General features: G+C 40.1%; 26 protein-coding genes. All 26 read left to right on the top strand.

The window, feature by feature from the left end; genetic code table 11:
- Positions 1-387 carry an arsenate reductase (thioredoxin) gene (gene arsC / locus EQJ87_RS05790; RefSeq protein WP_130123733.1) on the top strand — a complete coding sequence of 129 codons (387 nt, stop codon included), beginning with the start codon at positions 1-3 and terminating at the stop codon, positions 385-387.
- 1 nt (position 388) lies between these two features.
- Entirely contained in the window at positions 389-1,603 is a 1,215-nt protein-coding gene (locus EQJ87_RS05785) for a cysteine desulfurase (protein WP_130123732.1), read from the top strand.
- A 1-nt stretch (position 1,604) separates the two neighbouring features.
- Positions 1,605-2,084, top strand: a complete 480-nt coding sequence (locus EQJ87_RS05780) for a DedA family protein (protein WP_130124601.1) — start codon at positions 1,605-1,607, stop codon at positions 2,082-2,084.
- 48 nt (positions 2,085-2,132) lie between these two features.
- Entirely contained in the window at positions 2,133-2,591 is a 459-nt protein-coding gene (gene sufU / locus EQJ87_RS05775) for a Fe-S cluster assembly sulfur transfer protein SufU (protein WP_130123731.1), read from the top strand.
- 106 nt (positions 2,592-2,697) lie between these two features.
- Positions 2,698-4,110, top strand: coding sequence for a Fe-S cluster assembly protein SufB (gene sufB, locus EQJ87_RS05770; protein ID WP_130123730.1), 1,413 nt, complete (start codon positions 2,698-2,700; stop codon positions 4,108-4,110).
- Positions 4,111-4,474: 364 nt separating this feature from the next.
- Positions 4,475-5,653 (top strand): SLC13 family permease, encoded by a 1,179-nt coding sequence (locus EQJ87_RS05765; RefSeq protein WP_130123729.1) that lies wholly within the window; start codon positions 4,475-4,477, stop codon positions 5,651-5,653.
- 168 nt (positions 5,654-5,821) lie between these two features.
- A complete protein-coding gene (locus EQJ87_RS05760) occupies positions 5,822-6,385 on the top strand; it encodes a GNAT family N-acetyltransferase (RefSeq protein ID WP_130123728.1) in 564 nt (187 codons plus the stop codon).
- 150 nt (positions 6,386-6,535) lie between these two features.
- On the top strand, positions 6,536-6,946 hold the full coding sequence (locus tag EQJ87_RS05755; RefSeq protein ID WP_130123727.1) for a hypothetical protein: 411 nt from the start codon (positions 6,536-6,538) through the stop codon (positions 6,944-6,946).
- Positions 6,947-7,061: 115 nt separating this feature from the next.
- Positions 7,062-7,265, top strand: a complete 204-nt coding sequence (locus EQJ87_RS05750) for a helix-turn-helix transcriptional regulator (RefSeq protein ID WP_305034259.1) — start codon at positions 7,062-7,064, stop codon at positions 7,263-7,265.
- Positions 7,266-7,289: 24 nt separating this feature from the next.
- Positions 7,290-7,916 carry a hypothetical protein gene (locus EQJ87_RS05745; RefSeq protein WP_130123726.1) on the top strand — a complete coding sequence of 209 codons (627 nt, stop codon included), beginning with the start codon at positions 7,290-7,292 and terminating at the stop codon, positions 7,914-7,916.
- 26 nt (positions 7,917-7,942) lie between these two features.
- A complete protein-coding gene (locus EQJ87_RS05740; RefSeq protein WP_130123725.1) occupies positions 7,943-8,479 on the top strand; it encodes a DUF6773 family protein in 537 nt (178 codons plus the stop codon).
- A gap of 78 nt (positions 8,480-8,557) precedes the next feature.
- Positions 8,558-9,478 carry an ABC transporter ATP-binding protein gene (locus EQJ87_RS05735; protein ID WP_130123724.1) on the top strand — a complete coding sequence of 307 codons (921 nt, stop codon included), beginning with the start codon at positions 8,558-8,560 and terminating at the stop codon, positions 9,476-9,478.
- Positions 9,475-10,830: an ABC transporter permease gene (locus EQJ87_RS05730; protein WP_130123723.1), complete on the top strand. Its 1,356-nt coding sequence runs from the start codon at positions 9,475-9,477 to the stop codon at positions 10,828-10,830. The genes EQJ87_RS05735 and EQJ87_RS05730 overlap by 4 nt, the downstream gene beginning before the upstream one ends.
- 10 nt (positions 10,831-10,840) lie before the next feature.
- Positions 10,841-11,059 carry a hypothetical protein gene (locus EQJ87_RS05725; protein WP_130123722.1) on the top strand — a complete coding sequence of 73 codons (219 nt, stop codon included), beginning with the start codon at positions 10,841-10,843 and terminating at the stop codon, positions 11,057-11,059.
- Between the two features lie 77 nt (positions 11,060-11,136).
- Positions 11,137-11,805, top strand: coding sequence for a ComEA family DNA-binding protein (locus EQJ87_RS05720; RefSeq protein ID WP_130123721.1), 669 nt, complete (start codon positions 11,137-11,139; stop codon positions 11,803-11,805).
- 37 nt (positions 11,806-11,842) lie between these two features.
- The gene (locus tag EQJ87_RS05715; protein WP_130124599.1) at positions 11,843-13,996 is read left to right on the top strand and encodes a DNA internalization-related competence protein ComEC/Rec2; all 2,154 of its coding nucleotides are present in this window, start codon (positions 11,843-11,845) and stop codon (positions 13,994-13,996) included.
- Between the two features lie 195 nt (positions 13,997-14,191).
- Positions 14,192-14,968, top strand: coding sequence for an alpha/beta hydrolase (locus EQJ87_RS05710; RefSeq protein ID WP_130123720.1), 777 nt, complete (start codon positions 14,192-14,194; stop codon positions 14,966-14,968).
- A 195-nt stretch (positions 14,969-15,163) separates the two neighbouring features.
- Positions 15,164-15,373 (top strand): F0F1 ATP synthase subunit C, encoded by a 210-nt coding sequence (locus EQJ87_RS05705; RefSeq protein ID WP_130123719.1) that lies wholly within the window; start codon positions 15,164-15,166, stop codon positions 15,371-15,373.
- 47 nt (positions 15,374-15,420) lie between these two features.
- Positions 15,421-16,134: a F0F1 ATP synthase subunit A gene (atpB, locus tag EQJ87_RS05700; RefSeq protein ID WP_130123718.1), complete on the top strand. Its 714-nt coding sequence runs from the start codon at positions 15,421-15,423 to the stop codon at positions 16,132-16,134.
- A 9-nt stretch (positions 16,135-16,143) separates the two neighbouring features.
- Positions 16,144-16,647 carry a F0F1 ATP synthase subunit B gene (gene atpF / locus EQJ87_RS05695; protein ID WP_370449759.1) on the top strand — a complete coding sequence of 168 codons (504 nt, stop codon included), beginning with the start codon at positions 16,144-16,146 and terminating at the stop codon, positions 16,645-16,647.
- A gap of 13 nt (positions 16,648-16,660) precedes the next feature.
- Complete coding sequence (locus EQJ87_RS05690; RefSeq protein ID WP_130123717.1) at positions 16,661-17,188, top strand: F0F1 ATP synthase subunit delta; 528 nt, start codon at positions 16,661-16,663, stop codon at positions 17,186-17,188.
- A gap of 78 nt (positions 17,189-17,266) precedes the next feature.
- A complete protein-coding gene (gene atpA, locus EQJ87_RS05685; protein WP_130123716.1) occupies positions 17,267-18,769 on the top strand; it encodes a F0F1 ATP synthase subunit alpha in 1,503 nt (500 codons plus the stop codon).
- A 15-nt stretch (positions 18,770-18,784) separates the two neighbouring features.
- Complete coding sequence (locus EQJ87_RS05680) at positions 18,785-19,654, top strand: F0F1 ATP synthase subunit gamma (RefSeq protein WP_130123715.1); 870 nt, start codon at positions 18,785-18,787, stop codon at positions 19,652-19,654.
- Positions 19,655-19,753: 99 nt separating this feature from the next.
- Positions 19,754-21,169: a F0F1 ATP synthase subunit beta gene (gene atpD, locus EQJ87_RS05675; RefSeq protein WP_130123714.1), complete on the top strand. Its 1,416-nt coding sequence runs from the start codon at positions 19,754-19,756 to the stop codon at positions 21,167-21,169.
- A 287-nt stretch (positions 21,170-21,456) separates the two neighbouring features.
- The gene (locus EQJ87_RS05670) at positions 21,457-21,882 is read left to right on the top strand and encodes a F0F1 ATP synthase subunit epsilon (RefSeq protein ID WP_130123713.1); all 426 of its coding nucleotides are present in this window, start codon (positions 21,457-21,459) and stop codon (positions 21,880-21,882) included.
- Between the two features lie 119 nt (positions 21,883-22,001).
- Positions 22,002-22,670 (top strand): hypothetical protein, encoded by a 669-nt coding sequence (locus tag EQJ87_RS05665; protein WP_130123712.1) that lies wholly within the window; start codon positions 22,002-22,004, stop codon positions 22,668-22,670.

The raw sequence follows: 22,670 nt of genomic DNA, 5'->3' as shown, positions 1-22,670 counted from the left end.
ATGCCACAAGTTTATTTTCTCTGCACAGGAAATTCCTGCCGCAGTCAAATGGCAGAAGGATTTGCCAGAAAATTTTTGCCTGACTGGACGATTGCTTCAGCAGGTGTGGAAAAGCACGGTCTAAATCCGCGAGCTGTGGAAACCATGGCGAGCTACGGGATTGATATTTCACAAAATCAGTCGAAAGTGATCGATAGAGAGTATTTTAATGCTTCGGACTTAATCGTGACCTTGTGTGGTGATGCTAAGGACAAATGTCCCTTGATTCCAGCAGGAGTCAAGCATCTACACTGGGATTTGCCTGATCCTGCGGGGCAATCCGATGAAGTATTCATGCAGGTTTCGGCTGAAATCAAACAGCGTGTGAAAAAGTTGAAAGAAGAATAATATGTTGGATGTAAGAAAAGATTTTCCAATTTTGGCTCAAAGTGTTAATGATGAGCCTTTAGTTTATCTGGATAATGCGGCAACCACGCAGAAACCAACGGCAGTTTTGGACGTGATACGGCGTTACTATGATCAGGACAATGCCAACGTTCATCGTGGTGTGCATACCCTTGCCGAGCGCGCAACGGCCGATTATGAAGCGGCGCGCGAAAAAGTCCGTGCCTTCATCAATGCAAAATCAACCAAGGAAGTTTTATTCACACGAGGGACAACGACGTCGCTCAATTGGGTGGCACAGTTTGCAGGGCAAATTTTAAAAGCGGGCGATGAGATTGTCATTTCAATCTTGGAACATCATTCAAACATTGTCCCTTGGCAAGAAGTAGCCAAACGGACAGGTGCAATTTTAAAATTTGTCTATCTCAAAGATGGCGAGCTGGACATGAGTGATTTGCGTAACAAAATCACTGACCGGACAAAGTTTGTCAGCATTGCTCACGTTTCTAATGTTTTGGGGGTAATCAATCCTATCAAGGAAATTGCGGCTTATGCCCATGAACACGGCGCTTATATGGTCGTGGATGGTGCGCAATCCACTCCACATATGGCGGTGGATGTGCAAGATTTGGACGCTGATTTCTTTGCCTTTTCTGGCCACAAGATGATGGGCCCCACAGGAATCGGTGTTTTGTATGGCAAACAAGACTTGCTCAATCAATTTGAACCTGTGGAGTTTGGCGGGGAGATGATTGATTTTGTGTATGAAAGTCATTCGACTTGGACAGAACTCCCTTGGAAATTTGAGGCGGGAACGCCAAATATTGCTGGGGCGATTGGACTGGGCGCTACGATTGATTATCTCCACGAAATTGGCTTGGATGCGGTTCATCAGCATGAACAAGAGTTGGTGGACTATATCTTGCCCAAGCTGCAAGAAATTGAAGGATTGACGATTTATGGGCCAACAGATCGCGCAAAGCGGACGGGTGTGATTGCTTTTAATATCGCTGGACTTCACCCTCATGATGTGGCAACTGCGCTTGATATGGAAGGCGTTGCTGTGCGTGCGGGACATCACTGTGCACAACCTTTGTTGAACTACCTTGACACTCCAGCAACTGCCAGAGCGAGCTTTTATATCTACAATACCAAGGCAGACTGTGATAAATTGGTTGAGGCACTCCAAAAAACAAAGGAGTTTTTCCAAATTGACTAGTATGCTTGATTGGGTCGCCTCCCTCCCACTTTGGCTGGCTACACTTTTTCTATTTGTTGTTGTTTTCTTTCGGGCGCAATGTACCTTTTGGTTAGGAAAATTGAGCCACCACGGAATTTTAAAAACAAAGTGGGGACAAAGGCTTGAAAAAAATTCAGAAACTTCCTCTGGAATGATAGCAATCCAAAAAATGGGTTGGCCAATTATTCCGCTGTCCTTTCTAACAGTCGGTTTTCAAACAGCTGTACAGTTTGGTGCAGGCTTGCTGAATTGGTCTTGGTATAAATACACGCTGGCGGCTATTCCGGGCTATTTGGTCTGGGGATTTATCTACGCTTTGGGTGGACTTAGCCTTTTTCGCTCACTCGTGAGAGGCTCAGTCGGACTCTTTATTTTATTCGTCATTGTTATTTTGGTGGTTGCGATTGCTGCTAATGTTTTGCTACGTTATATTCGTAAAAATGGCGCGAATAAGGGCTAGCATTTTAGGCGGATAATCAAAAATGAAACAAAAAGAAGGGACAAAATTTTGGCTTTATCTAAACTAGATAATCTCTATCGGGCGGTTATTCTTGATCATTCATCAAGTCCACGCCATGCTGGGGAATTGCAGACAGGTTGTGTGATTGACCTCAATAATCCAACTTGTGGTGACGTGATTCGATTAACGGTTGAGTTTGATGGAGATTTGATTTCAAACATTGCTTTTAGTGGGCATGGTTGCACGATTTCGACGGCGTCTGCTTCAATGATGACCGTCGCTGTGCTTGGCAAAACGAAGGCTCAGGCTCAAGAACTTGCCCAGATTTTTTCCGAAATGGTGACGGGAAAAGAAGACGAAGCTCAAGAAGCGCTCGGCGATGCACAATTTTTGGCGGGCGTCAGTAAATTTCCTGCTCGGGTGAAATGTTCGACTTTAGCTTGGAATGCGCTTAAAAAAGCGCTTGAAATGGGTGAAGCCGAAGTCAAATTGACCCACGACCACTAAAAAACGTCAGAGAAAATGCTGACGTAAACTTTTCCACACAAAAAATGGCTAGAGAAAATGCTGACGCAAATTTCGTCAGTAAAAAAGTAAAAAAGAAGAGGAAAATATGACAGAAAACAGTACACAAGAAGTCGTCAAAGACCTCGAAGAATATAAATTTGGCTTTCATGACAATGCTGAACTTGCATTTACCACAGGTTTGGGTTTGACTGAGGAAGTCATTCGGGAAATTTCAGCGACCAAAAACGAGCCGGAATGGATGCTTGAGTTTCGTCTGAAATCTTTTGAAGCCTTCAAAAAAATGGACTTACCAAAATGGGGGCCAGATCTTTCAGAAATTGACTGGAATGACATCGTTTATTACCAAAAACCGTCAGCAAAAGCGGCGCGCACCTGGGAAGATGTCCCTGACGAAATCAAAGAAACCTTTGAAAAAATCGGGATTCCAGAAGCTGAACGCTCCTATTTAGCAGGCGCTAGCGCCCAATACGAGTCGGAAGTTGTCTATCACAACATGAAAGATGAGTTTGAAAAGCTCGGCATCGTTTTTACTGACACTGACACAGCACTGCGTGAATATCCTGAACTTTTCAAGAAATATTTCAGCAAACTCGTTCCACCCACAGATAACAAATTGGCCGCTTTGAACTCCGCTGTTTGGTCAGGTGGTTCCTTTGTATACGTGCCAAAAGGGATCAAATGTGATATTCCAATTCAGGCTTATTTCCGGATTAACAATGAAAAATCAGGACAGTTTGAACGCACCTTAATCATTGTCGAAGATGGGGCGTCAATCCAATACATTGAAGGTTGTACCGCACCGACTTATAGCGCAAGCTCTTTGCACGCGGCTGTGGTTGAGATTTTCGTTGAAGAAGGTGGCTATATGCGCTATTCAACTATTCAAAACTGGTCGGATAATGTTTATAACTTAGTGACTAAGCGCGCATCGGCTGCTGCTAATGCCACTGTGGAATGGGTTGATGGCAATCTTGGCTCGAAAGTTTCCATGAAATATCCAGCCGTTCACCTGAATGGCCCAGGTGCGCGTGGCACTATGCTCTCTATCGCTTTTGCCGGTGCCAATCAAAACCAAGACACCGGAGCAAAAATGATTCATAACGCGCCAAACACTTCAAGTTCAATCATTTCCAAATCCATCGCCAAAAATGGTGGTGCTGTGAACTATCGAGGCCAAGTGACGTTCAACAAAAATTCTAAAAAATCCGCTTCTCATATCGAATGTGACACCATTTTGATGGACGGCCTGTCCAAATCAGACACCGTTCCCTTCAATGAAATTCACAATTCCCAAGTCGCCTTGGAACACGAAGCGAAAGTTTCTAAAATCTCTGAAGAACAGCTCTATTACTTGATGAGTCGTGGTTTGACAGAAAAAGAAGCGACCGACATGATTGTCATGGGCTTCATCGAACCTTTCACCAAAGAATTACCAATGGAGTACGCTGTTGAGCTCAATCGATTGATTTCTTACTCTATGGAAGGTTCTATCGGGTAACGTTTTCAAGTAATAAAAAACACATGGCTAACCAGAAAAAATTTAAAAGGGTTAATCAAGACAGGTTTTGATGAAAATCAGACCTGTTTTTGCTTGCTTTGGCCGATTTGCTTTAGAGAAATTACTGACGAAAACTGCGTCAGTGCAGAAAAAATGCTGACGAAAAATTCGTCAGTGGAGAGAATTTGCTGACGAAAAATTCGTCAGTGGAGAAAAAATGCTGACGAAAACAAATCTGGCAAAAAAATGAAAATGTCAGAATTAGAAGAACCTTACTTTAAAATAAAAAAAAGCTTGTCAGTCCTATTCTTTGATGTTATAATTTAAAAGGTGCAAAATTTTAATATGCTAGTTAGGAGAAGTAGTGGAACATTCAGCTACTCAGCACGATTCAGGAAGAATCTGGAAAACAATACTCAATTGGATTCTGGTGGACAAAGTTTTCCTTGTTTCGTTGATTATTGCAATTATCGCCATTAGCTTTGGCGGATTTACAACACGATTTTTCAACTACCATGTGATCGTCACAGTATCTGGTTTGATGCTAGTCATTGGTGGCTTTAAAGAGACAGGCTTGCTTCAATTTTTGGGACAAACCTTGGTTAAAAAAAGTACGACAACACGGCAACTTGTCCGTTTTACCACACTTCTCACTTTCTTTTTAGCGGTTTTCTTTACGAATGATTTGACGATTTTAACGGTTTTACCGCTTTATCTGGCGATTACCAAGGATATCAAAAATCGAAAATCTGTTCATATTGGAGCGGCACTGATCGTTCCAGCTTGCCACATCGGTTCTTCGCTTTTACCTCAAGGAAATCCGCACAATCTCTATCTTTACTCTTTTTACAAGCTGGCGCAAAATCATGCAGGTTCGCCCTTGACCAATCTGGAGTTTTTCAAAGGGACAGGCGCACTTTGGCTTTTAGGACTGTTGGTTTTGATGATTGCTTGTCAATTTATCGACAATGAACCTTTGGTCATTGAAACCCAAGTTAATAAATTCAACAAAGTTGAAACGTCTATCTTTGTTGTGTTGATGTTACTCATGGCAGCTTCTGTCTTTGGTTACATCAACTTTTATCTTGCTGGTGCAATTGTTGCGGTCGTTGTTGCGATTTACCGTCCTAAACTTTTTGCTGGGATTGACTATCATCTCTTGTTGACCTTCATTTTCTTCTTTTTGATTGTGGGAAATATTGCCAACATCCATGCGCTGACGAATTTTATCAGTCAGACTTTAGTTAATCCGCAAGCAGCATTTTTAGGGACAGTGATTATGAGCCAATTTATCTCGAATATTGCGGCACCAATTTTGATTTCACCTTTCACACCGCACGCTGTATCGTTGGTCTTGGGGGCAGATATCGGAGGAATTGGTACAATTGTTTCATCAATGGCAACCCTGATTGCTTACAAAGTCATTCGGATGAATGCACGTGGTGAAACACGCGGTTTCGTCAAATATTTCGCCATTGTCAATGCCGGTTTCGTTGTGTTGTTGACGATTATTGGTCTTATTATCGTGACGGCTCTTTCCTAAACAAATGAAAGTTGGTAGTTTACCAGCTTTTTCATTTACCAAAATTTTCGTCAGTAAATCTTCTCCTCTGACGAAGTTTTCGTCAGTAAATTCTCCAAGAAAAATCACTGACGGATGCTTTTCGTCAGTAAAAAAGTGTATAATAGAAAAAAAGTCTGAGGTGAAAAAATGAGATTTAGATTAGCAACAAAAGCTGATGCAGCCGCTCTGCTGGCCATTTACAAACCCTATGTGGAAAACACAGCAATTACTTTTGAATACGACTTGCCAAGCCTGAGTGAATTTGCCAGCAGAATTGAACAAATTGGCAGCAAATTTCCCTATCTTGTCGCCCTTGAAAATGAGAAAATCATTGGTTATGCTTACGCCAGCCCTTATCGCACACGGGCGGCTTATGATTGGGTTGTGGAATTATCAATTTATCTCGATGAAAATGAGCGTCAGCACGGTGCAGGCACGCAGCTTTATCAAAAATTATTACGCCTTTTGACCCTACTCAACTATCAACGGGCCTACGCTTGCATCACCTCGCCCAACCCCGAAAGCATCGGCTTTCACCAAAAATTTGGCTTTCAACAAATTGGATTTTTCCAAAATTCAGGCTACAAATTTGGCCAATGGTACGGCATTGTCTGGCTTGAATTACCCTTGCAAACCAAAGCAGAAGTACACCCCCCCAAGCCCATATCAGCTCTTTCTTCTCAAAAACTCACAGAAATCTTGGAATCTTAACCAAGATTTTTTTCGTCAGTAATTTCTCTGTCAAAACTAAATCCGTCAGCAATTTCTCTCCTTTCCAAAATACTTACGTAAACCATTTTGCGATTCATGGCAAAAATATTAAAATAATATTAGATAAAAGTGAATAAAAAAGGAGAAAAAATGAACAAAATTATCTGGTATATCATCATCCCCTCGGTCATTTTTGCGGGAATCCTTGTTGTTCTGGGCTTTGCGCTCGAAAGTCAGCACTTCTATTGGCTCCAAAATTTTGAGATGATTTATCTCTTTATGAGCCTACTCATTGGCTTTATCAGCTTTCGAATCTGGCGATTGGGCGTCCAATTTCGCCAAATGCGCGAACTCAAGATCTTGTTGAGCTTACTATTTCTGATTTTCGCGGCAGATTTGATTAACACCAGCATCTATTTGCTCGAAGGCCACAGCCTCTTTTGGGAAAATAATCACATCAGCCCAGCTGGCGCAGCATTTACAGGAAGTATGCTGTTTGTCCTTTTGGCCTTTATCGGCTTGCGCAATCAAATTCGATTGGCCAGACAAAAATCACAGTAAAATGTGATTTTTTTATTTAACCATTAAAAACAAAAAGTATGATATAGTTGACATTTAGGAAACTATATCATATAATTTGTTTAGAAATATCAATCAAAGAAAAGAGGTCAGCAAAGTGCAGCAAAAAAATCTAAAACTCAAAGCCGCCAGAGCCTTGAAAGACATGACCCAAAACGATTTAGCCCAAGCCGTGAACGTCACCAGACAAACCATTGTCGCTGTCGAATCAGGTAATTACAATCCCACAATTAGCCTGTGCATCGATATTTGTAAAGCTCTTGGAAAAACACTCGACGAACTTTTTTGGGAAGAGGACTGAAAAACAAAGAAAGGCAAACCCCAGATGAAAAAATTATTTCAAAAACCAAACACCAAGCTCGCGCTTATCCTCATCGCCATAGGCCTTGCCACTGGGATTTTCATCTACGCCACAATTGGCCTGATTTTCAATCTCATCAGCGTAGCCCTCATCATTGCAGGTCTCATTCTGCTCCTCTCTCCCAGCAGTAAAGAAAAAACTCAAGAAAGTTTCATTCCCTACCAGTCGCGTAAAGCTCCGGTCAAACCCAGCCTTGACGAACGTCAAAAAAAGATTCGTGGGGAAGTCTATACCCGTGGCTTTTTCCTCCTCATGATTGGCAATACTCTCCTTTCATTTTATGCCAGTGACGGTGGAAAACTTCCGATTTCTCTAGCTAATGCAACGTTTATTCTGGCCTATACCGTCATGATTATTGTTGTTGGCGAACTGATTTTGCGCGACAGTTACAGCATTCAAGCAAAAAGCTGGCTATATAGCCCTTTGTGGAATATTTTCTTCATTGCCTTTGGCGTTTTCTTTATCTATTCAGCCCTTACCGAACGCTACCTCGCCTTCAACTCACAACTCTTGGAGCTTGGCATGGGGATTTTCTGGTTGGAAATCGGCCTCCTTTCTGTTCTCAAATACCTATGGAATAAATACCACTAAAGCTCACAAAAAATAAAGGAGAAAAAATGAATACTTATCAACTCGGAGTCATCACAGGAATCCTGTGTGGCCTATTACTCATCGGCTTGGGCTTCCTCTACAACCACCGTAAAAAAACCAGTCCTAACCAACTTGACGAACGACAACGCCTGATTAAAGGCAAAACGGCCCAACACACCCTTATCTTTGTTGCAATCCTACTCCTCATTAGCGGTCTGTTCAGCACACTCATGCCCGAAAAATGGCTGAGCCTAAACCTGCAAAACCTATTGATTGCAGGATTAGCTTCGCTTTATTATCTGACCGAAAATATTCTACGTGGCGCTTATTTTGGACAACATTTTGACAGCAAGCGCTTAGGATTTTTCAAACTTTTAACATTAGTTTATGGTATCATCAGCCTTTTGAATCTTTTTGATCTTTTGAATCGTTCAAGAGGCTTTCTGCACGCAGGACACTTGAGCCAAAACGCTTGGCAATTCCTCGCAAGCACATGGACAGCTTTGGTTTTCGGACTTGTCCTTTTCGGCTGGCATTTAGAAAAAAAGCACAATGAAAAGTAAGATAAAAACTGCAAATATCACTCTATCAAATGATAATAAAATGATATAATGAAAAAAATAGAAAAAAGAGGAAGTTTTATGACCCTAAAGATTGATCAAGTTTACAAAAACTTTGGAGAAAAAGTAGCTGTTGACAATCTCAACATGACCGTCCAACAAGGCGAAGTTATGGGCCTGATTGGACAAAACGGTGCCGGGAAAACCACTACTTTTCGGATGATTTTAGGATTTATTGGAGCAGACCAAGGTCAAATCACTTGGCAAAATGAGCCAATCACCCAAAAACTCAAACAAAAAATCGGTTTTCTTCCTGAAGAGCGCGGCCTCTACCAAAAAATGACAGTAGAAGACCAAATTCTTTACTTCGCCGAATTACACGGCATGAAAAGACCCGATGCTCGACTCAAGCTTCAGGATTGGTTGAAGCGCTTAGAAGTCGTCGGTAAAGCAAGCGACAAAGTTCAGACCCTCTCCAAAGGGAATGCCCAAAAAATACAATTTATTGCCACTTTGATTCATGAACCTGAATTTTTAATTTTAGACGAACCTTTCACTGGACTTGACCCCGTCAACACCGAGCTGTTGCGTAATGAAATTAAGCGTAGCCGAGATAACGGAGCAGCAGTTATCTTTTCCAACCACAACATGAGTGACGTTGAACTCCTCTCGGATCACCTCTTGATGCTCAAAGACGGAAAAACCATTTTGCAAGGCACCGTCCAAAGCATTCGAGAAAGCTATGGCAGAACACGCATCTATCTGGAATCTGAAGTACCCACAGAAGAGCTTCTGAGGCTTCCAGGCGTAGAAAAGATTGAAAAAAAAGGAACTGGACGTTCAGTAAAAATTTCCGAAGCAAGCGTGGGACGAGAAATTTTCCAAAGCGTTACCAGAGACGGTTATGTCCAAGCCTTTGTTCAATCGCCTCCCTCACTTGATGAAATTTTCCGTATGGAAGTTGCCGAAAAAAATGCTGAAAATGGAGGGCGTAACAAATGAACAATCAAACATGGCTAGTCGCCAAAAATATCTATCGTAATCGAATCAAGGGTGTCGGTTTTTGGGCGCTAGTAATCTCCCCATTTCTCCTTTCTGCAATCTATCTAGTGATAGGTCTACTCATCAGCAGTGGAATGAATCAAACTCCACAAATGGCAGTAGTGGCTAATCCCGCTCTGGCTCAAGTTCTCAAAGCAGATCAAAATATCAAAGCTGACATCAGCAACGAACCCACACTAAGCCAAGCAGAGCACCAGCTCTCTGCTGGAAAAATTGACGGCTTTCTAACAGAAGAAAATGGTAAATACACCCTAGTTACCGACAGTAGATCAGGCGTCAAATTTGACCAAACAAGCTTTCAAAGTGCGCTGACGCAAGTTAACATCTCGAACACCGCTGCTAGACTCTCCTTGTCAGCAGAAGATGTAAAAAGCTTGCTTAGCCCTGCTCACCTCACCATAAAAACACAGACCAAGAGTGGTCAGACGACTGGTGGAGACGCCCGGACAGGGGCTAATATCGCCATTGGCTCCATTGCCTCAATTTTGATTTTTGCCCTCATGATGATGTACGTGGGTATTATCGGTCAAGAGATTGGTAACGAAAAATCTAGTCGAATCATGGAAACCTTGCTCGCAGCAACCAGTTCAAATGTCCAATACTACGGAAAAATTATTGGTGTTATTCTCCTACTTGCAACACAAATCGGTATCTACATCGCGGGATTTGCTGCTGCCTATCCATTCATCAGAAATCTTGATCAAATTAAAGCCATTAGTGAAATGCTCACGGGGATTACCGTTGGTTTTGGAGTCTATCTGGTCTTGATGTCGCTTGTGGGAATCTTAGGTTATCTGATTTTAGCCTCAATCGTTGCTTCACTAGTCAATGAACAAGCCCAAGTCCAACAAGCTACCCAACCGATTGCTTTCTTGGCAATGGTAGGTTATATCGGAGGAATAGCTGGAGCGACTGTACCAGGGAATCTTATCTTACGTGTGCTTAGTTTTATTCCCTTTGTCAGTCCAACATTGATGACCAGCCGTTTTGCCATTCAATACTCTACTCCTGCGGAAGCCTGGATAGCCTTTCTTTTGCAGCTTTTAGCAACTTTAGCAATCGCCAAAGCAGGAGAAAAAATTTATGCCCGCAACGTCCTCTCTTACAGTGATGAAAAAATTTTTGGACAGCTCATTAAGAGCATTACCGGTCGTGATTTGAAAAATAAAAAAATCAAAGAACAAGTAACTGACAAAAAGAAAAACATCTGGCGTAAAAACTCACCTCTACGTTTAGTGATTGCCTTACTAATCATTCTTGCTGTATTACTTTATCGTTTTATTTTGAAATAGGAGCGAAAAGATGAAATTTGAAGAAAAAACAGGTTATATCCATAGCTATGTTTTGACCGTAGAAACAAAAATTGGCATGGAACGCGCCGATGCAGAATTTAATCGAGCTTTAGAAGAAACCCTGCACGAAATTCAAGCACAAGGTTACGAAATCGTTGATGTCAAACTAAGTAGCGGCATGACAGCACTCTGGGCCTCAGCGGTTCGTTACTTGATTTTATACAAATAAATAAAAAGTCTGTTTACCCAAACAGACTTTTTTTATATTTTTAGAAACAAATCTACATTTTTTTCGTATATAAAAGTATGGAAAATTTATTAGAAAAACTAAAAGAATATTGGAAAATTATTCTTCTTGCAAGTCTAGCAGTGCTAGCAGGCGGAATCTTTTATCTAATTACCCAACACCACCAGCCAGTTGAGACACTATCTGCGACAGCTTTACCTCAAAGTTCCTTCAAGCAGCGAGCCAGCCAAACTCAAACTTCCTCCTCACCGTCCTCTCACGCAACAATTATGGTTGATTTGAAAGGAGCCGTGGTCAAACCAGCCGTCTACAAACTTGCAGCTGATGATCGTGTGGATGATTTGATAAAAATGGCAGGAGGTTTTACCAGTGATGCCGATCAAAAAACAGTAAATCTTGCTGCTAAACTCAAAGATGAAGAAGTGATTGATGTTGCCAAAATAGGTGAAACGCCCCCTTTAAGCAGTGGACAAGAAGCCTCATCAACAATCAATACGTCAAATACATTGACATCGCAAGATTCAACAGCTGATAAAAAAGTTGACATTAACAGCGCTGACTTAGCAGAATTAGAAACTTTAAATGGCATTGGTGATAAAAAAGCTCAGGATATTATTGACTATCGCACAAAAAATGGACCTTTCCAAACTCTTGATGACCTAGGAAATGTTGCTGGTTTTGGTGATAAAACACTTGAAAAATTGAAAGACAGTATCTGCTTTGATTAAATTTCCACTGATTTTTCTTGCCTATTTGGCAGTATTGATGTATTTCAGCATCTTTTGTTTTAATTGGCTGATTTTCCTTATCTTCATTTGTTCGTTTATTTTTGCTTTATACAGAAAATATTATTCTTTCGTGCTTCTTTTATCTGTTCTTGCGATCTTTTTCACTTTGATAAAAATAAATAATCAAGTAAAAATGAGCCAGCCTCTGCCAAAACTCTCTCAAATTAGTCCCATTATAGACAGCATTCAGGTCAATGGTGATCTCCTCAGCTTTCAAGGAAAAAACAAGGCTCAAAAATATCAGGTTTACTACACTCTAAAATCTCCCAAAGAGCAAAGATTTTATAAAAATCTGATTCAAAATTGCGATATTTATTTCACGGGAAACGTAGAGTTTCCTGAGCAAAAACGTAATTTCAACGGTTTTGACGCTCAAAAATATTTTGCAAGTCAAAATATCTACGCCCAAATTACGATTAAAGATGTCAAAAGAGTAGAATTAAAATCAAACTTTGATGTTCACCTTCTTCGCCGCAAAGCAATTGTTTGGGCGCAAAATCATTTTCCACAACCTATGAGTGATTATTTAACAGGTCTACTTTTTGGTTTTTTGAGCAAAGACTTCAGTCAAATGAGTGATATTTATAGTTCTTTAGGAATCATTCACCTTTTTGCTCTCTCAGGAATGCAAGTGAATTTTTTCATCGTTTTTTTTCGTAAATTGTTACTTCGCCTAGGGATGACCCAAGAGAGTACGAGAATTTTACAAGTTCCTTTTTCAATCTTTTATGCTTGTATGACTGGATTTTCTATTTCAGTCTTACGAGCCCTTTTTCAAAAGAATATTCGTCTGTCAGGACTGGATAATATTGCTGCAACGACCTTAATTTTAATGCTTATCAGCCCCAAATTTTTATTGACAACAGGTGGGCAATTAACTTTACTCTATGCTTTTGTGCTAAGCTTATTAACCAGCCATTTTGAACAGTTTGTAGGACTTAGAAAGCTACTCATAGAGTCAGTAGCGCTTTCGGTAGTGGTACTTCCTTTACTTATCTTTGATTTTCATATTTTTCAGCCTTTTTCAATTGTTCTGACTGTGATTTTTGGAGTTATTTTTGACAGCTTTTTACTTCCTTTACTCTTGGGAGTTTTCTCTCTATCATTACTAGGCTTGACAATAAATTTAAATCCTCTTTTTCGCTTGCTTGAAAAGGTGGTTTTGCACCTTGATTCTTTTCTCCATTATCCATTCGTTTTGGGACAACCTAATCCTTTAGAGTTAGTGATGATGTTGGCTTTAGGAGGACTACTGATTGACTATTTTTCTAAGAAAAAAAGACGTTGGAGCTTAATTCTTTCCCTTATCTTGTTATTTTTTTTCAGTAAAAATCCAATTCATCCAAGCATCACAGCGATTGATGTAGGTCAAGGAGACAGCATTTTGCTACAAGATACATTTAATCAAGAAAATATTTTGATTGATACAGGCGGAAGACTAGCAATTCCTGAAAAAAGTTGGCAACAAGCCCAAACACAAACGAACGCAGAAAAAACGCTCATTCCCTATCTACAATCTGTCGGAGTCAGTCATATTGACCAATTGATTCTCACACATACAGATGCTGATCATGTTGGAGATTTTTTAAATCTAGCTGATAAGATAAAAATTAAAGAAGTTTGGGTTAGTTCAGGAGAGTTGACAGATAGCTCTTTTTTAGCCCAATTAAAAGCGGCTCATATTGCTTTGCATTTAACTAAAGTTGGCGACAAAATTCCGATATTCAAAAGTAATTTACAAGTTTTATCAAATGGATACACCCAAAAAGGAGATAACAACGATTCAATTGTAACTTATGGGAAGTTTTTTAACAAAAGCTTTCTTTTTACAGGCGATTTGGAGCAAAATGGAGAAATGAAGCTGCTAAAAACTTATCCTAACTTAAAAGTAGATGTCCTCAAAGCAGGACATCATGGGAGCAAAACGAGTTCAAATCCAAAATTTATCAAAGCCATTGAACCAAAACTTGCCCTTATTTCCGTTGGAAAAAATAACCGTTATGGTCATCCCAATCAAAGTACCTTGAAAACCTTCAAAAAATATAAAGTAAAAATACTTAGAACAGATCAAAAAGGAGCAATAAAACTCACGCAAATCAACCATCAATGGCAAATCACAACAGCTAAATAAAGAGGAAAAATGAAGCCAAATCCCCTTATAAAATGTTACAATAAAGAAGACGTAGAAAACAGAAAACGTTCATGATTTCTTGAAAAAAAGCTACCAAAAAGAAATCTAAAAATAAAGGAAAGGGACATCGGTATAACCGATGACTGCTGATTTTGAAAAATTTTAATTTCTTTCGAAATCAACAGTGGAATAAACATGGCAATCCTTAGTTTAGAGTACTACTCAGAAGTACTTGGGATGAATAGAAAAGTAAAAATTATTTATCCTGAAGCTAGCAAAGTAGCTGATTTTACAAACACTGATATTCCAGTGCTGTATCTTTTACACGGCATGAGTGGCAATGAAAATTCTTGGCTTATTCGTTCAGGAATAGACCGTCTCGTGCGCCATAGCAATCTTGCTGTGGTGATGCCCTCAACAGATTTAGGCTTTTATGTTAATACCACCTATGGAATGAACTATTTTGATGCCATAGCGATTGAGTTGCCTCAAGTTATTCACAATTTTTTCCCTAATTTATCAACAAAAAGAGAGAAAAACTTTATCGCAGGTCTATCAATGGGAGGATATGGTGCTTATCGTATAGGTCTCGGTACAGAACAGTTTAGCCATGTTGCGAGTTTATCAGGTGTTTTAACTTTTGACGGAATGGAGGAACGCTTTTCAGAAAATCCTGCTTATTGGGGTGGAATTTTTGGAAATTGGGAAACTTTTAAAGGATCAGAGAATGAGATTCTTGCTTTAGCTAGGGAGAAAAAAATAAAACGTCCCAAACTTTATGCTTGGTGTGGCAAACAAGATGAACTTTTTGCTGGAAATGAATATGCCGCTCAACAACTCAAAGAATTGGGTTATGATCTGACTTATGAGAAGGCTGAAGGAACTCATGACTGGTATTATTGGACTAAAGAAATTGAAACAGTTTTGAACTGGTTGCCAATAAATTATGTCCAAGAGGAAAGATTGAGTTAACTTTTATAAAACGGTTCCAACAGCCTATGAAAGTTTAAGTATTTCAAACTTCAATCGCTTACAAAGACAAAAAGGTTAAAATTGATTAAATTTCCTGAAATTTACAAGCATTTCTTTGACAAAAACTACTAATAGTAGTAGAATTTCTTAGTAAAATAAATTTGCGAAAATCGCAGAAATAGAAAGAGGTCTTAAATGACAATTCATGCATTACTTGCAGTTGCAATCGGTATCGCTGCAGCCGGTGCCGCTATCGGTGACGGACTTGTAGTTTCAAGTTTCATTCAAGCCATTGCTCGCCAACCAGAACTGGAAAGCAAACTCCGCACAAATATGTTCCTTGGTATCGCTTTTGCCGAAGGTACATTCTTCATCGCCCTTGCTATGGCTTTCTTGTTCCAATAAAATACAGTTAATCGTATTTTACAGAGAATAGAAAGGAAAACAGGACAATGGATTCAACATGGACCTTTAATATCGGCCCCGTTGCCTTTGACGGTACAATCACAACAATGACTGTTCTGACAATGGTAATTGTTCTTGGTCTGATATTCTGGGCGAGTCGCAAAATGCAACTCAAACCAACAGGTAAACAAAATGTTCTTGAGTGGGTTGTTGACTTTGTCAATGGTATTGGAAAAGATAACCTTGGTGCACATGAAGCGCCACGCTTTTCTCTTATGAACTTTACCCTATTTTCTTTCCTTCTAATTGCAAACACTATCGGGCTGATTACAAAAATTGGTACTCCAGATGATGTTGCGCTTTGGAAATCCCCAACTGCGAATCCTACAATTGACTTGACGCTGGCATTGCTTATCATTGTCCTCGCCAATACATTAGGGGTTCAACAGTTTGGATTTAAAAAGTATCTGACTGTTGCTTTTTGGAAATCGCCAAAAGCGATGCTTCCAATGAATATTTTGGAAGAATTTACAAATACACTTTCACTTGGTCTTCGGCTTTATGGGAATATCTTCGCTGGTGAAGTAATGCTTGGCTTAATCGCTGGTATGCTTCATACAGGATGGTTTATGCTTCCTATTGCTTGGATTCTAGCTGTTGCTTGGATTGGGTTCTCATTCTTTATCTCAGCCCTTCAAGCCTATGTATTTGTTCTTTTGACCAATCTGTACATTAGCCACAAAATTTTAGAAGAAGAATAGGAGTAGAACATGATGAATTTACTTACAGCTGCTCCAAATACCGTCCTCGGAAATATTATCGTCGTAAGTGGCGCATTTATTATCTTGTTGGTTTTGATTCGTGCTTTTGCATGGAAAGCCATCACGGGAATATTTGCCGAACGCGCTAAGAAAATTTCTGACGATATTGATGCAGCAGAAGCAAACAACAAACAAGCTGCTGACTTGGTTAAACAACGTCAGGCAGAACTTGCTGGTTCAAAAGAAGAAGCTGCGAACATCATTCAAGTTGCAAATGATACTGCCTCACAAAATCGAGCAAAAGTACTTGCAACAGCTAATGAAGAAGCAAGCAGTTTGAAAAAACGTGCGCAAGAAGATATTGAACAAGAACGCAAAGAAGCCCTTAACTCTGTTAAAGGTGAAGTTGCGAACATTTCTGTTCAAATCGCTGAAAAGTTGATTGGACAATCACTTGATGCTAACGCACAATCAGAACTTATTGATAGCTATTTAGCAAAACTTGGCGAGTAAGGGGGGCGACCGTATGACAAAAGTCAACTCTCAAAAATACAGTAAAGCTTTGCTTGAAGTGGCCAAAGAAAAAGGGCAACTTGAAGAAATTCTCGCTGAAGTAAGCGAAATGATTCAGCTTTTCAATGAAAACAATTTAAATACTTTCCTGAGCAGTGAGGTGTATTCACTTACTGTGAAGTCTGAATTGATTGATACTTTGATTCAATCTGCTTCAGAAATTATGTCAAATTTTCTCAATACGATTCGTTCAAACGGTCGTTTGGCTGATTTGGCTGAGATCCTTGATGAAACTCAAAATACAGCAGATGATATGTTCAAAATTGCTGATGTTGAGGTTGTTTCAAGTGTCGGCCTTTCTGAAACTCAAATTGAAAAATTTGTTGCATTATCAAAAGCAAAATTTGATTTGAACGAAGTGAAAGTAATTAACACGGTTGATGAAAAAATTCTTGGTGGTTTCGTTGTAAACTCACGTGGAAAAATCATTGACGCCTCATTAAAAACACAACTGGCAAAAATCGCCGCTGAAATCCTCTAATCAGGATGGAAAAGGGACTTTAGACTTTTAGAGTAAATTGTCAACTTTTCACACTAATTCATAGAAGGGAGCATATTTTTGGCAATTAAAGCTAATGAAATCAGCTCACTGATTAAAAAACAAATTGAAAATTTCACACCAGATTTTGAAGTTGCTGAAACTGGTGTCGTTACCTATGTTGGTGACGGTATCGCGCGTGCCTATGGCCTTGAAAACGCAATGAGCGGTGAGCTTGTTGAATTTTCAAACGGCGTACTTGGTATGGCGCAAAACTTGGATGCGACTGACGTAGGGATCATTGTACTTGGTGATTTCCTTTCAATCCGTGAAGGTGATACTGTAAAACGTACAGGTAAAATCATGGAAATCCAAGTCGGTGAAGAACTTATCGGACGTGTTGTTAACCCTCTTGGTCAACCTGTTGATGGACTGGGAGAAATCAACACTGGTAAAACTCGCCCTGTTGAAGCAAAAGCTCCTGGTGTTATGCAACGTAAATCAGTCTTTGAACCACTTCAAACTGGTCTTAAAGCCATTGACGCTCTTGTTCCAATCGGACGTGGACAACGTGAATTGATTATCGGAGACCGTCAAACTGGTAAAACTTCAGTTGCAATTGATGCAATCTTGAACCAAAAAGATCAAGATATGATTTGTATCTACGTTGCAATCGGACAAAAAGAATCAACTGTTCGTACACAAGTTGAAACGCTCCGCAAACTTGGTGCGATGGATTACACAATCGTCGTAACTGCGTCAGCTTCTCAGCCTTCTCCATTGCTTTATATTGCGCCTTATTCTGGTGCTGCAATGGGTGAAGAATTCATGTACAATGGAAAACACGTTTTGGTTGTTTATGATGACCTTTCAAAACAAGCCGTAGCTTACCGTGAACTTTCCCTCTTGCTTCGCCGTCCACCAGGTCGTGAAGCTTACCCAGGTGACGTTTTCTACTTGCACTCACGTCTTTTGGAACGTGCTGCTAAGCTTTCTGATGACCTTGGTGGTGGTTCAATGACTGCTTTGCCTTTCATTGAAACACAGGCCGGTGATATCTCAGCTTATATCGCAACAAACGTTATCTCAATCACAGACGGTCAAATTTTCCTTGAAAATGACTTGTTCTATTCAGGTGTTCGCCCTGCCATCGATGCCGGTTCATCTGTGTCTCGGGTTGGTGGTGCTGCTCAAATCAAAGCCATGAAGAAAGTTGCTGGTACTTTGCGTCTTGACCTTGCGTCATTCCGTGAACTTGAAGCCTTTACGCAATTTGGTTCTGACCTTGATGAAGCAACACAAGCTAAATTGAATCGTGGACGTCGTACTGTTGAAGTTTTGAAACAACCATTGCATAAACCTTTGGCTGTTGAAAAACAAGTTTTGATTCTTTACGCTTTGACACATGGTCATATTGATGATGTTCCAGTTGATGACGTTCTTGATTTCGAAACAAAAATGTTCGATTTCTTTGATGCAAATTATGCAGAACTTTTGAACGTGATTACTGAAACTAAAGATTTGCCTGAAGAAGCAAAACTTGACGAAGCCATTAAAGCATTCAAAAATACAACGAATTATTGATAAGGAGGCTAACTAATGGGAGCTTCACTTAACGAAATTAAAACCAAGATTGCCTCAACAAAGAAAACAAGTCAGATTACTGGAGCGATGCAAATGGTTTCGGCTGCGAAACTTCAGAAGGCTGAATCTCACGCGAAAGCTTTCCAAATCTATGCGGAAAAAGTGCGTAAGATTACTACTGATTTAGTTTCTTCTGATAGTGGGCCATCAAAAAATCCGATGATGATTAAACGAGAAGTTAAGAAAACTGGCTATCTTGTGATTACATCCGATCGTGGCCTTGTTGGTGGTTATAACTCAAATATCTTGAAATCAGTAATGAATACGATTCGTAATCGCCATAAGAATGAAGATGAATTTTCAATTCTCTCACTTGGCGGTACAGGAGCAGACTTCTTTAAAGCTCGCAATTTGAAGGTTTCTTACGTCCTACGTGGACTTTCTGATCAGCCGTCCTTTGAAGAAGTACGTGCGATTGTTAGCGAAGCGGTCCAACAATATCAGTTGGAAGAATTTGATGAACTCTTTGTTTGCTACAATCACCACGTTAATTCATTGGTGAGCGAGGCGAGAATGGAGAGAATGTTGCCTATTTCATTTGAAAAAACGGAAGCACAAAAAACTTCTTTGGCGACATTTGAGTTGGAACCTGATCGGGAAACAATTTTGAATCAGTTGTTGCCACAATATGCTGAAAGTATGATTTATGGATCAATTGTGGATGCAAAAACAGCGGAACACGCTGCTGGTATGGCTGCGATGCGGGCTGCCACAGATAATGCGCGTTCTGTTATCAATGATTTGACCATTCAATACAACCGCGCCCGTCAAGCTGCAATTACGCAAGAAATTACGGAAATTGTGGCGGGTGCTGCAGCACTTTGAGTTTGCTGAGGTTTTCGTCAGTGAAATTTCACTGATAAATTTAAAAATGAATAGAAATTCTGCCTTTTTGACAGAAAATAATAAGAGGAGGAAAAAACATTGAGTTCTGGTAAAATTACTCAGGTTATCGGTCCCGTCGTTGACGTGGAATTTGCATCTGATTCTGATGCCAAATTGCCTGAGATTAACAATGCCTTGATTGTCTATAAAGATGTCAATGGTGTAAAAACTAAAATTACGCTTGAAGTCGCTTTGGAACTTGGTGATCGTGCAGTTCGTACAATCGCTATGGAATCTACTGACGGCTTGACTCGTGGACTCGAAGTTCTTGATACAGGTAAAGCGGTTAGCGTTCCTGTTGGGGAAGCAACACTTGGTCGTGTATTTAATGTCCTTGGTGACGTTATTGACGGGGGAGAAGAATTTGCTGCTGATGCAGAACGTAATCCTATCCACAAGAAAGCTCCAACCTTTGATGAATTGTCAACTGCCAACGAAATTCTCGTAACAGGGATTAAAGTTGTTGACTTGCTTGCCCCTTACTTAAAAGGTGGTAAAGTCGGACTTTTCGGTGGTGCCGGAGTTGGTAAAACTGTCCTTATCCAAGAATTGATTCACAACATCGCCCAAGAGCACGGGGGTATCTCAGTGTTTACAGGTGTTGGGGAACGTACTCGTGAAGGGAATGACCTTTACTGGGAAATGAAAGAATCAGGCGTTATTGAAAAAACTGCCATGGTCTTTGGTCAAATGAATGAGCCACCTGGAGCACGTATGCGTGTTGCCCTTACTGGTTTGACAATCGCCGAATATTTCCGTGACGTTAAAGGTCAAGACGTATTGCTCTTTATCGACAACATCTTCCGTTTCACACAAGCTGGTTCAGAAGTTTCTGCCCTTTTGGGTCGGATGCCTTCTGCCGTTGGTTACCAACCAACGCTTGCTACTGAAATGGGTCAACTTCAAGAACGTATCACATCTACTAAAAAAGGTTCTGTTACTTCTATCCAAGCGATTTACGTCCCTGCCGATGACTACACTGACCCTGCGCCAGCTACAGCCTTCGCCCATTTGGATGCTACAACTAACTTGGAACGTCGCTTGACTCAAATGGGGATTTATCCAGCCGTTGACCCACTTGCTTCATCATCACGTGCTTTGACACCTGAAATTGTTGGTGAAGAACACTATACGGTCGCAATGGAAGTTCAACGTGTCTTGCAACGTTATAAAGAATTGCAAGATATCATCGCCATTCTTGGTATGGATGAATTGTCAGATGATGAAAAAGTCCTTGTTGGACGTGCTCGTCGTATCCAATTCTTCCTTTCACAAAACTTCAACGTTGCCGAAACCTTCACAGGTGTTCCTGGTTCTTATGTGCCTGTTGACAAAACAGTCCATGACTTCAAGGAAATCTTGGAAGGTAAATATGACGAAGTCCCTGAAGATGCTTTCCGTGGTGTAGGTCCAATCGAAGACGTCCTCGAAAAAGCAAAAGCAATGGGTTACTAATTCGATTTCTTATGAATAGACAAAGAGTCGCTTTTGAAAATTCAGTAGAGTTGCGACGATGCTTTGAGATTTTCGTCAGTGATTTAGTCCGTTAATTTGACAAATTTATTGAGTTGAAGAAGAGAAAATGCTGACGGAATGTCCGTCAGTAGAAAAAAGGTGCTGACGAATAATTCGTCAGTAAAATCTCTAGATTCTGTCAGTAAACTGGTCAAAAACGAACTTGGAATTTACAAAATAGCTCTCTTTAGAATTTAGATTTTCATAGAAAAAATTGGAGGAATCGAATGTCTGAAAACGTCATGACACTTCAAGTTATTACACCTGCTGGAATGGTCTACGACCACCATGCAAGCTATATCACTGCTCGGACAACAGATGGTGAGATTGGTATTTTGCCAAATATGATTTCAACTATTGCTGGTCTTGAGATTGATGAATTGAAAGTTCGTCGTCCAGACGATGAAAAACACGTCGATTACATTGCGGTCAACGGAGGAATTATCGAAATTAAAGATAGTTTAGTAACCATCGTTGCTGACTCTGCTGAACGTAATCGTGACATTGATGTTTCACGTGCTGAACGCGCGAAAATTCGTGCTGAAAAAGAGCTTGAAGTTGCAAAAGCTGAGAAAAAATCAGATGAAATCAAACGTGCAGAAGTTGCACTTCACCGTGCGATTAACCGTTTGAATGTTTCATCACACAAATAAAAACACCCTAGGGTGTTTTTTGTTTTTTTCTAATACGGTAATGTTGCAATTTTGAAACAATAGTGTTAAACTTAGAAAAGGGTTTCTTTTAAAATTTTTGAAAAACGCAAAGGAGGACTATGATTCTTGAATATTGCTATGACTTATACCACACACTTGAAGAACTTGAAAATCTCCTGAACGGCTCAGAAAAATTACAGAAAGATTATGAAAATCGAATCAAAAATCAAATTGATCGGCAATCTGTGCTAGCAGCTTTTTTGCTTGCAGGGAGTTTGATTATTTGGTTTCTACCAGGAGACCGGCATTTTTTGGATTGGTTTGTTCCTGATTCTGATCAGCCGGAAATCATTTTTTTAAGAATGTTTGCCATCACTTTTATTGCTTTATTTGTGGGCTATGGTGTACGTTTTGGCTCGAGCTGGCTTTGGAGCAGAGATTATTTACCAGCTGGTAGGCGACAATTGGGACAACTTTTTAAGAAAAAATATCACGAAAATCAAGAAATTTTGCTTCAAGAGATTCGGAAGAAATTGGAAAATCCAATTATTCGAACTTCTGATATACCTAGTGAATTGATGAATCCACGTTCTTTGAAATATATTATTGACTGTCTGGAGGCAGGCGAAGTCAGAAATTTGACCGAAGCTATTCAGTTACTTGAGTTAGATTCACGAGATACTCAGGTTCAATTTTTGGTCAAAACCGAGGAAAGCACCCTTGCTAGAGCGCAACGTTTGGCGCAAAAGTGTGAAAAGGAAATCGAACAAGTTAACGAAAGGAAATGA

The organism is Lactococcus sp. S-13 (genome assembly GCF_004210295.1).
Classification (GTDB): domain Bacteria; phylum Bacillota; class Bacilli; order Lactobacillales; family Streptococcaceae; genus Lactococcus.
The sequence above is the reverse complement of the archived record's forward strand: the minus strand, read 5'-3'. Positions and strand labels throughout refer to the sequence as shown.

Excerpts from the sequence above, each read along its gene's own strand:
- arsC (WP_130123733.1), top strand. The coding sequence starts at position 1 with ATGCCACAAGTTTATTTTCTCTGCACAGGAAATTCCTGCCGCAGTCAA.
- EQJ87_RS05785 (WP_130123732.1), top strand. The coding sequence starts at position 389 with ATGTTGGATGTAAGAAAAGATTTTCCAATTTTGGCTCAAAGTGTTAAT.
- EQJ87_RS05780 (WP_130124601.1), top strand. The coding sequence starts at position 1,605 with ATGCTTGATTGGGTCGCCTCCCTCCCACTTTGGCTGGCTACACTTTTT.
- sufB (WP_130123730.1), top strand. The coding sequence starts at position 2,698 with ATGACAGAAAACAGTACACAAGAAGTCGTCAAAGACCTCGAAGAATAT.
- EQJ87_RS05760 (WP_130123728.1), top strand. The coding sequence starts at position 5,822 with ATGAGATTTAGATTAGCAACAAAAGCTGATGCAGCCGCTCTGCTGGCC.
- EQJ87_RS05755 (WP_130123727.1), top strand. The coding sequence starts at position 6,536 with ATGAACAAAATTATCTGGTATATCATCATCCCCTCGGTCATTTTTGCG.
- EQJ87_RS05745 (WP_130123726.1), top strand. The coding sequence starts at position 7,290 with ATGAAAAAATTATTTCAAAAACCAAACACCAAGCTCGCGCTTATCCTC.
- EQJ87_RS05740 (WP_130123725.1), top strand. The coding sequence starts at position 7,943 with ATGAATACTTATCAACTCGGAGTCATCACAGGAATCCTGTGTGGCCTA.
- EQJ87_RS05735 (WP_130123724.1), top strand. The coding sequence starts at position 8,558 with ATGACCCTAAAGATTGATCAAGTTTACAAAAACTTTGGAGAAAAAGTA.
- EQJ87_RS05730 (WP_130123723.1), top strand. The coding sequence starts at position 9,475 with ATGAACAATCAAACATGGCTAGTCGCCAAAAATATCTATCGTAATCGA.
- EQJ87_RS05725 (WP_130123722.1), top strand. The coding sequence starts at position 10,841 with ATGAAATTTGAAGAAAAAACAGGTTATATCCATAGCTATGTTTTGACC.
- EQJ87_RS05720 (WP_130123721.1), top strand. The coding sequence starts at position 11,137 with ATGGAAAATTTATTAGAAAAACTAAAAGAATATTGGAAAATTATTCTT.
- EQJ87_RS05715 (WP_130124599.1), top strand. The coding sequence starts at position 11,843 with ATGTATTTCAGCATCTTTTGTTTTAATTGGCTGATTTTCCTTATCTTC.
- EQJ87_RS05710 (WP_130123720.1), top strand. The coding sequence starts at position 14,192 with ATGGCAATCCTTAGTTTAGAGTACTACTCAGAAGTACTTGGGATGAAT.
- EQJ87_RS05705 (WP_130123719.1), top strand. The coding sequence starts at position 15,164 with ATGACAATTCATGCATTACTTGCAGTTGCAATCGGTATCGCTGCAGCC.
- atpB (WP_130123718.1), top strand. The coding sequence starts at position 15,421 with ATGGATTCAACATGGACCTTTAATATCGGCCCCGTTGCCTTTGACGGT.
- atpF (WP_370449759.1), top strand. The coding sequence starts at position 16,144 with ATGATGAATTTACTTACAGCTGCTCCAAATACCGTCCTCGGAAATATT.
- EQJ87_RS05690 (WP_130123717.1), top strand. The coding sequence starts at position 16,661 with ATGACAAAAGTCAACTCTCAAAAATACAGTAAAGCTTTGCTTGAAGTG.
- EQJ87_RS05680 (WP_130123715.1), top strand. The coding sequence starts at position 18,785 with ATGGGAGCTTCACTTAACGAAATTAAAACCAAGATTGCCTCAACAAAG.
- EQJ87_RS05670 (WP_130123713.1), top strand. The coding sequence starts at position 21,457 with ATGTCTGAAAACGTCATGACACTTCAAGTTATTACACCTGCTGGAATG.
- EQJ87_RS05665 (WP_130123712.1), top strand. The coding sequence starts at position 22,002 with ATGATTCTTGAATATTGCTATGACTTATACCACACACTTGAAGAACTT.